Raw genomic sequence first — 8,512 nt, 5'->3', positions numbered from 1 at the left:
GAGTTTAGAAGTGTATGCACTCAACCGATTAGGGATTCCATGTCTGTTGCAGCATTTCATTTAGGTCTCAAAGAAAAGCTGGATGAACTTGAAGAGCTGATTGATAATGATAACGTCATATATCATAAGGGATATACAGCAGGAGAACTTAGGAAGCTGCTGATACAGGATGAACTGCCTGCTTTTATTGATAAAAATGATTTATGTAAACTGTCCAGGAACGTTGTAGACTTGGCAAACATCGGACTTAAAGAAAGGGGAATCGGTGAAGAAATTTTCTTAAATCCCTTGTATGAACGTATTAAACAACATAGCAATCCCGGAAAGGACATAATTACATCAATGCATAATGGAGTGAAATTGGAAAAAATAATTAAGGATTATGGGGAACTATACTAATCATAATCTTGTGGAGGAGAAATGAATTTATTAAATGTATCAAAATTATCTTCAGATGAGATATTGTCTGGTTCATTTGGAATAGAATGGGAGAGTTTAAGAGCAAAAGAGGGTGGAAAATTATCATTGACCCCTCATCCTGAAGTATTTGGTGATAAACTAACAAATCCTGTTGTAACAACTGATTTTTCAGAAAGCCAAATTGAAATAATAACTCCAACATTTGATTCAATTGACAAGGCATTTGACAATTTTGCGTTGCTGTCTGATATCGTGAATGCATCATTGCCTGATGATGAATATCTTTGGTTTCAGTCCATTCCATGTATTTTGCCGTATTGGGATCAAATTCCAATTGCAAAATATTCTGAAGACGGACAGTCATCTCAAAAATACCGTGAAGATTTAGCAAAAAAATATGGTGTCAAAAAGCAAATGATTTCAGGTGTTCACTTTAATTTTTCATTTTCAGATGATTTTCTAAACAGATTGTATGATATGGAAAGTTCAGATTTAACTTTTAAAGAGTTTAAAAACAATGTTTATTTAAAAATAGCTAGAAATTATTTAAGATATTGCTGGTTAATAATATATTTGACCGGATGTTCAATTGGTTCTCACAAGACTTTTTCTAATGATTGCATTCATTTAATGGATGAAAAGGACGATTACGGAAGTTTCTACTCAACAAGAGGACCTTCATTTAGAAATGCTTCATGCGGATATAAAAACCTAAAGGAGCTATATCCTTCTTATGATTCTGTTCAGGAGTTTGCAAGCGACATAAATAAATTCATTGATGATGGCGATTTATCTGAAGCCAAAGAATTGTACACTCAGATTAGATTAAAGCCAAAAAATCCCAAAGAACTGTTGAATTCTCTTGAAGAAGATGGAATTGAATATATTGAGATAAGGACATTGGATATTAATCCATTTTATAAATGCGGTCTTGTAAGACATGACATGAAATTCCTGCATTTGTTTTTGATATATATGTTCATTAAAGATGAATCCGATTATAAGGATTGGCAAAAAGAAGCCAAATTCAATGAGGAAGCAACAGCCGAATCCGCTTATGTTGAATCAATGAGGTTGCTTAGGGATGGACAAAAAGTGACTCTTAAAAGTTGGGCTTCCGATATCATCAACGAGATGTATGGGATGTGTGAAGTTTTAGGAATTGATGCGACAAGCACTTTAAGTTTAATGCTTAACCGCATTGCAAATCCTGATTTAACATACGGTAAAAGACTTTTAAAGTTAATTAAGGAAAATGGATACATCAACACTCATGTTGAATTATCAAAAAACAATAAACAAACAAGTATAGCCAGCATAAAAAATGCTAATCAAAATGATGGTGATGAGTTAAAAAAATATTCAAACATTGCATTGGTCGGCAAATAGAGATATTGGAGATGTTTTAATGGATTTCATAAGACAAACTGATGTTATTCGATGGGAAGATGGAAATTATGAGATAATTAAAGAAAATAGTGTGGATGATGAATATACTTATTTGTTCATCGATTATCTGCCTCCACGTAAATTTTCAACATATCCTAAGGATTTGAAGGACTTTGCAGTCGGATATTGTCTGGGTGAAGGTTTGATTAAGGATTATTCGGATATTAACTCCATTGAACTGGATGGAACCAATGTACTAGTGTCTACAAAACTTAGCCATGATCCAGAAGAGGATTTGGAACAGGAAGGTATTGTCCAGGAGAGAAAGGGCAATTGTGAACATGCTTGTGTGTGTAGATTGCTTGAATATCAGGGCGTTAACTCAGATAATGCTGGTGGAATCAGATCGGAATTAAAAACAATTGAGCCCAATACCTCTGATTTAAAAATTGATGCAACTCAAATTATTAAGGATATTCAGCATTTGACTGATGAAGCTAAAATATGGCAAAAGACAGCTGGAGTTCATGTTGCTCAATTGAAATATGAAGATAAGATTATCATTCGTGAGGACGTCAGTCGCCATGTTGCTGTTGATAAAGTAATTGGGGCCGCTGCCAAAGAAGGTTATGATTTTAGCAAGTGTTACATTTCGTATAGTGGGAGAATGCCTGCAGATATGCTAATTAAAGTAATTAGGGTTGGTATTCCGATAATTATTTCGAATGCCGCACCAGCATCTTCAGGTATTGATGTAGCAAATGCAGGCAACATTACTATGGTTGGTTTTGTTCGGGATAACAGATTTACTGTTTATACATCTCCTGAACGGATTAATTTAGAAAATAGATGATTTAAAGTTCATCTAATGAAAATGAACTTAAATCCAATAAATCAAATGTTAATATTTTTGGAGCAACGGTTACTTTGCCGACTCCAGTTATTATTTTATAAGCTTCAAAAGCTTCAAGACATCCAATCAAGTTTGGAGTAGGTCCGATAACTGGTGGGACTCCTGAGGTAACTCCTTTTAAAGCTTCAATTGTTTCTTCTGTCAAATCTTTACCCAATGATGGAAGGTTAAACATCTCTTCGTATGTTTTTTCGCTATTCGGCAGGAATACTGTAATTTGGCCCAATGTTCCATGTATCGCTCCGTGAATATATGGAATTCCTTTTTCTTTTGCAGCTCTTGAAACGATTACTCTTGTTAAAACATTGTCAAGTGCGTCGATAACGATATTGGAGTCGCCGATTACCTTGTCTATATTTGTCTGATCAACATGTTCATTGAAAGTAGTGACATTAACATAAGGGTTTATTAATCTTACTTTTTCTTTTGCAACTGCGCTTTTATCAAGCCCCAAATCGCTTATTGATGCTAAAGTTTGTCTGTTTAAGTTTGAAAGGTCAAATGCATCTTTATCGACCAGAACAAGTTCTCCAATACCCATCCTTGCAAGCATTTCAATGGTTTCACCACCGATTCCTCCACAGCCTATAACTGTGATTTTGGCATCTTTAAATCTTTCTTGCTCGCTTCTTGTTACTATACTCATTTGACGGGATGCAATTTCCCAATATCCATCACCTATGTATCTTGTTGGCATTTTTATCACCTAAATATTTCTTCTTAATTTTGATAATATTTCCATGAATGCATATAATGCATTTTCATAATTTTCAAAGTCATTTCCTCTAATCAATCCGTTTTCATGAATTGTAATTTTTTCTGTTTTGATTACATCATCGCTTTTGGAAATGATTTCGCTTTTGAGTAGTTTTTCACTATTTTCCAAATTTATTGTGAATGGCAACTGATATGAAAATGAACCTTCGCTGAACTCAATACTGACGTATTCATCATCATCGATTTGCGATAAATTTAATGCAACTTTTTCATATCCTTGCCTTTTTAATTCATTGTTAATCTCTTTAAATTTATCCTCTTGCAATATTTCATTCAAGTTATCCACTTCACATATACCAAATTTTCCAAAATCCCTAACTTTAACAATTTCACAATCGGTGTTTGCCAGGATATAGTCCTCACAGGCACTGATTCTTGAAATCTTTTCTTTTGTGGTTGGAGTATTTGTAGGTATTCTTGTTGCAAGACAAGTGGTTGACCTTGAATAGGGAATATTATTCTTATTTAAATATTCGTGAATTTCTTTTGAAGTTAATTTGGCATCAATGAACGGTGTTTTAAACTTCTTTTTATAGGTTACTAATATTCCCGGCCTGTCGATTACCAAATCGCTGATATTATTCCCATCGCAAATGAAATCAAAACCCTTTTCATGAGCTATTTTCTCGATTGTAGAATACATTAAATTTCTACAGGTATAGCATCTGCGGGGGTCATTTGACATGAAATATTCATTTTCATAGAAGTTTATGTTATATATTTCATGTTTGATTCCAAATCTTTCTGCAATATGGTTTGTATTTTCTACAAAACCTGTTGGCAGCAGATGATTATCTATTGTAATTGCCAGGGTATCCTTTGCAACTTTTGAAGATAAGTAGGCTATTAAAGTTGAGTCGGCACCGCCTGAAAATCCGATAGCTACTTTTTTATTTTTTAAGATATTTTTCACAATATTGATTTTATCTTCCAAATCCATTCTACCACGTGTTTTAACTAATTATTAATATATGTTAAGAGCACCTTTTTTAGGCGCTCTTGGTTTAAATGAGTTTTTTTAGGATTCGTGATTTTAAAAGTTGTGTTTAAAACTCATTTTGTGTTTGATTCTTTGGAGACAATAAAACGGTTTTTTAATTTAGGTTTTATCAATCAATTCTTTTTTATCTACCCGAGCTAGGAAAAATATAATAAATATAACAATAGTTATTTTTTTCCCATAATACAAATAGTGTAATTAAAGTATATAAATGTTTTTAATTTTTCTCAAAGGAAGTTGTTTAGGTACTTATTTTTCTAATAATTTTTTTAAACGAATTCAAACTCTTTTTTTAAATTAATTTGCTCATATATAGAAAAATTTAAATCATAAAAAAATAATATAACAATTGTTAATATTTTGGAGGAATAAGTATTCATGAGGTAATTGTTATTGGAACAGGTGCTGCCGGATCAACGGTAGCAAAGGATTTAAGTTTAAATGGAAGGAAGGTTCTAATTCTAGAAAAGGGAAGAAAACAAAAAGAGGGCAGTTATGTAAAACACATGAAAACCAAGAAGATTCATTTAAACAATAACTTGTCTTTTGAAGATAAAAGAAATTATGAATTTTTAACCCTGCCGCTGGAACTGACAAACATTGAAGAAATTGGTGGGACAACAACATCATCAATCGGCAATGCTTGCTTTTCATGCAGCGGATGCTATTCAAACTCAATAATGCAGCAATTTGAAGATAAGAATCTGGATATATTTGAAGAGCTTCTGGAAGCTAGTGGTGAATTAAATGTCAGATATTTCCCGAAAAAGCTATGGGGACATTCAACACAACTAATTGTCAAGGCCGGCCAGGAATTAGGTTATATTGTTGAGCCAATGCCTAAATTCATAAATTTTGAAAAGTGTACGTTATGCGGCAGATGCGTTAACGGGTGTGTGTTTGATGCTAAATGGGATGGAACTTACTTTGTCAATGAAGCTTTGGATTATGGTGCCGAATTAATCTGCGATTTCAACGTATTTGAGATATTACATGAGAAAAATGAGGTAATTGGGGTTGTTGGAATCGATAAAAACAATGAAAAGCATATTTTCAAAGCAAAAAAAGTAATCATAAGTGCAGGTGCCTTGAATACTCCAATAATATTAAAAAATTCAGGAATCAAAAATGTTGGTGACCAGATATTTTTTGACATCTTTACAACAATCGGAGGTTATCTGAAAGATGCAAATCTGAAAAATGAATTGATGATGGGCGTTAAGGCTGAATTCGGACCTTACTTTTTATCCCCTCACTATTCCATGCAGTTGCTTCCTCTTATGGAGAAGAAAGGCATTGATGCAACTGATAAGGATGTCATTGGGTTGATGCTTAAGTTTGCAGATACATGCATTGGAACCATTGACAAGGGGGGAAACATTGAAAAGACATTAACGAAAGTTGATGTTGATTTAATAAAGGAAGGCTACGATAAGGCAATTAAGATTCTATTGAAATTAGGTGTGCCGAAGGATTCAATTGTTGCAACTTCACTTAAAGGAGCACATCCTGGAGGAACTGCTGCCGTGGGTGAAGTCGTCGATAAAAATTTCGAAACCGAAATAAAAGGATTGTATGTTTGCGATGCAAGCGTTATTCCTGAAGCTCCTGGACGGCCTCCGATACTGACTATAGTTGCAATAGCAAAAAAAGTGGCAAAAATTGTTAATAAAAATATTTAAGGTGATATGGTGAGTTTTAATTTAAAATTTAAGGATATTGATGAAAAACGAGATTTAAAAGACAATTATACTATTCAAAACTTATTGGATGATATGGAGTTATCTGCTCAAACAATTGTTGCAAAGCAAAACGGAGAGTTAGCAATCGAAGAAAGCGTAATTGAAGATGGGGATGAAATCCAATTAGTTCAAATAATATATGGGGGATAAACGAAAATAGTTTTTATTTTCTTGTTAATCAAAAATCTCATTTTTGAAAAATTAAAGAGAAATTATTCAATTAATTATTCTTTCATTTTTTTCTATACTAATGGTTTTGAATGTTCCTCTTTATTCATTGGATAATCATTGGTTGTCAGTGGTTTACCTATTTTTTCAAGCCTATTATCTAAGAATTCCCTTCCTTTTTCAGTAATTGCAATAATTGGAACCTTGGATCCTGAATAGTAGGATTTTTCTTTTTCAGCGCAATCTCTAACATTTTTTGATGAGCATGCAGTAATGACTTCACAGTATTTGAATGCTGTTTCCACTTCTTTTAAGCTGGCATTTGTTGTATGCGCTACAAACATGTATGTATTTATGCCATCGGGCAAAGGGTATTGGCTGATTTCTTCAATTGATTTGGATGGTAAAATTGTAATGGCAATATTCTTATAGCCTCTTTCAATTGCCATTTCCAATCCTTTAATTGGATTTAAATCAGCAGTTTCTGGATTAACCACATTTTCAATTCCTACTTGCTCAATGACTTCAGGTATTGGTGTGGTGCTTATGAGTGCTGATACTCGCCCGCCAACTCCCTGAATGATTTCAGGATCGGTCATCAGTAATGTTCCGACACCTTCGCATACGCCTACAACACAATCGATTAACCCCAATTCGATATTTGTTTTTAAAATCTCAGATATTCCGAAACTCATGAAATCTTTCATTCTCACTACTCTTTGAGGTGTACACATTCCGAATTCTCGGATTCTTTTTTCCATGTTCCATTTTATGAACTCTTTTGTTAAATGCTCAGCGCCATCAATTCTATGAAAAATAGGACAGTAATCAACAAGAGGTTCTCCGACTGAGGTCACTTCTCCGTTTTCTATAACTACTTCTGTTTTTCCTAAAGCTTCAATTACATGATAATCTTTTGCCATAATCTCACCTTGATTAACGTCAAATCCTTCGATTTTAAGTTGACTTATGTTTCTCATTTTCACTTAAAAGTTAACTATTGTTATATTTATATATTGGAAGTTTTAAAATATAACTATTGTGATATTTTTGGATATCCAAATTAAAAATTGAAAATATTATGAAGCATATGGTTTATGCTAAATTATTTATTTTAGCTATGGTAGGTGATTTTGAATGGTAGTAAAGGTTATAAAGGCAAAAGAAGATAAAGTTACAACAGCTGATTTAATCGCTGGTTTGAAAAAAAGCAGCAAAATTGACTATTCCGGAGCCATTTTTACTTTTGAAGGAATGGTTCGTGGAAAAGATGAAAACATGCATTTGGAAAAGTTAATTTTATCAACTCCTGATATTGATAAAACATTAAAGGAAATTGAAAAGATTGTTGCAAATGCCAAAATCAAATATAATGTTCATGAAATTTCTGTTGTTCATTATGTTGGCGAGTTTTACACAGGAGACACATTATTTTTAGTTGCCGTTTTAGGCGCTCATAGGAATGAAACTCTTGAAGCACTAAAAGAAGTAATTGAAAGCGTCAAATTTGATGTTGAGTTTAAAAAGGAAGAGATTTCAAAAGAAGGAACAAAAACCATTTTGGCAGGCGGATAAATCAGTAATTATGACTTTTAAGGAAAAATAATATGGAAAATCGTACTGGAATTTTAACAAATGGAATTATTTGGTTTGGAGTTGCCATTTCCGTTTCCGAAATTGAAGCAGGAATACAGATTGGAACTCTCTCATCTCTAAACTCATTGTGGTTTCCATTAATACTGGGACATTTGCTGGGCGGAATAATGCTCTTTTTAGTGGGTTACATAGGTGCCAGTGTTAGGAAAAATGCAATGGAAACAACTGAATCATCTTTTGGCAGATACGGATCTAAGTTTTTTGCATCATTGAATGTTTTACAGTTGGTGGCATGGATAGCTGTATTGAATGCTCAGGGTGCATCGGCTTTAGCAGGATTGGACCCCCAAATTTCATTTCCGTTAATTTGTATACTATTTGCAATATTTATAGCTATTTGGGTTTATGTGGGCCTTCAACGTTCATCGAAAGTTACGGCAATTGTGATGATGGTTCTTACAATACTGCTTGCAATATTGACTGTCAGATTATATGGATTTGATGCAT

At 33.4% G+C, this 8,512-nt stretch carries 9 protein-coding genes and 1 pseudogene; 7 read left to right on the top strand and 3 right to left on the bottom strand.

Going from position 1 to position 8,512, the window contains the following annotated elements:
- From Q0W04_RS10085 to fdhD, 3 genes are all read left to right on the top strand, one after another.
- On the top strand, positions 1 to 399 hold a 399-nt coding region (locus Q0W04_RS10085; RefSeq protein ID WP_298502860.1), incomplete at its 5' end, for a hypothetical protein.
- A 21-nt stretch (positions 400 to 420) separates the two neighbouring features.
- Positions 421 to 1,809: a glutamate--cysteine ligase gene (locus Q0W04_RS10080; protein ID WP_298502857.1), complete on the top strand. Its 1,389-nt coding sequence runs from the start codon at positions 421 to 423 to the stop codon at positions 1,807 to 1,809.
- 19 nt (positions 1,810 to 1,828) lie between these two features.
- Positions 1,829 to 2,662: a formate dehydrogenase accessory sulfurtransferase FdhD gene (gene fdhD, locus Q0W04_RS10075; protein ID WP_298502854.1), complete on the top strand. Its 834-nt coding sequence runs from the start codon at positions 1,829 to 1,831 to the stop codon at positions 2,660 to 2,662.
- Position 2,663: 1 nt separating this feature from the next.
- Here fdhD and Q0W04_RS10070 read toward each other — a convergent pair whose 3' ends face one another.
- Together Q0W04_RS10070 and Q0W04_RS10065 are read right to left on the bottom strand one after the other, a co-directional pair.
- On the bottom strand, positions 2,664 to 3,419 hold the full coding sequence (locus Q0W04_RS10070) for a HesA/MoeB/ThiF family protein (protein WP_298502851.1): 756 nt from the start codon (positions 3,417 to 3,419) through the stop codon (positions 2,664 to 2,666).
- A gap of 9 nt (positions 3,420 to 3,428) precedes the next feature.
- Entirely contained in the window at positions 3,429 to 4,439 is a 1,011-nt protein-coding gene (locus Q0W04_RS10065; protein ID WP_298502848.1) for an ATP-binding protein, read from the bottom strand.
- Between the two features lie 566 nt (positions 4,440 to 5,005).
- Here Q0W04_RS10065 and Q0W04_RS10060 point away from each other — a divergent pair.
- Positions 5,006 to 6,181 carry a GMC family oxidoreductase N-terminal domain-containing protein gene (locus Q0W04_RS10060; protein WP_298502846.1) on the top strand — a complete coding sequence of 392 codons (1,176 nt, stop codon included), beginning with the start codon at positions 5,006 to 5,008 and terminating at the stop codon, positions 6,179 to 6,181.
- Between the two features lie 9 nt (positions 6,182 to 6,190).
- A complete protein-coding gene (locus tag Q0W04_RS10055; RefSeq protein ID WP_292808603.1) occupies positions 6,191 to 6,391 on the top strand; it encodes a MoaD/ThiS family protein in 201 nt (66 codons plus the stop codon).
- A 92-nt stretch (positions 6,392 to 6,483) separates the two neighbouring features.
- On the opposite strand, the gene Q0W04_RS10050 is transcribed toward Q0W04_RS10055, so the two are convergent.
- Complete coding sequence (locus Q0W04_RS10050; RefSeq protein WP_298502840.1) at positions 6,484 to 7,332, bottom strand: methanogenesis marker 8 protein; 849 nt, start codon at positions 7,330 to 7,332, stop codon at positions 6,484 to 6,486.
- Positions 7,333 to 7,546: 214 nt separating this feature from the next.
- Here Q0W04_RS10050 and Q0W04_RS10045 point away from each other — a divergent pair, with 214 nt between their 5' ends.
- Together Q0W04_RS10045 and Q0W04_RS10040 are read left to right on the top strand one after the other, a co-directional pair.
- Positions 7,547 to 7,984, top strand: a complete 438-nt coding sequence (locus Q0W04_RS10045) for a molybdenum cofactor biosynthesis protein MoaE (protein ID WP_298502838.1) — start codon at positions 7,547 to 7,549, stop codon at positions 7,982 to 7,984.
- Between the two features lie 32 nt (positions 7,985 to 8,016).
- A pseudogene (locus tag Q0W04_RS10040) lies at positions 8,017 to 8,512 on the top strand (cytosine permease); the annotation flags it as partial.

The sequence above is a fragment of the uncultured Methanobrevibacter sp. genome (genome assembly GCF_947170395.1).
Lineage (GTDB): Archaea > Methanobacteriota > Methanobacteria > Methanobacteriales > Methanobacteriaceae > Methanocatella.
The sequence above is the reverse complement of the archived record's forward strand: the minus strand, read 5'-3'. Positions and strand labels throughout refer to the sequence as shown.

Excerpts from the sequence above, each read along its gene's own strand:
- Q0W04_RS10045 (WP_298502838.1), top strand. The coding sequence starts at position 7,547 with ATGGTAGTAAAGGTTATAAAGGCAAAAGAAGATAAAGTTACAACAGCT.
- Q0W04_RS10065 (WP_298502848.1), bottom strand. The coding sequence starts at position 4,439 with ATGGATTTGGAAGATAAAATCAATATTGTGAAAAATATCTTAAAAAAT.
- Q0W04_RS10050 (WP_298502840.1), bottom strand. The coding sequence starts at position 7,332 with ATGGCAAAAGATTATCATGTAATTGAAGCTTTAGGAAAAACAGAAGTA.
- fdhD (WP_298502854.1), top strand. The coding sequence starts at position 1,829 with ATGGATTTCATAAGACAAACTGATGTTATTCGATGGGAAGATGGAAAT.
- Q0W04_RS10060 (WP_298502846.1), top strand. The coding sequence starts at position 5,006 with ATGAAAACCAAGAAGATTCATTTAAACAATAACTTGTCTTTTGAAGAT.
- Q0W04_RS10070 (WP_298502851.1), bottom strand. The coding sequence starts at position 3,419 with ATGCCAACAAGATACATAGGTGATGGATATTGGGAAATTGCATCCCGT.
- Q0W04_RS10080 (WP_298502857.1), top strand. The coding sequence starts at position 421 with ATGAATTTATTAAATGTATCAAAATTATCTTCAGATGAGATATTGTCT.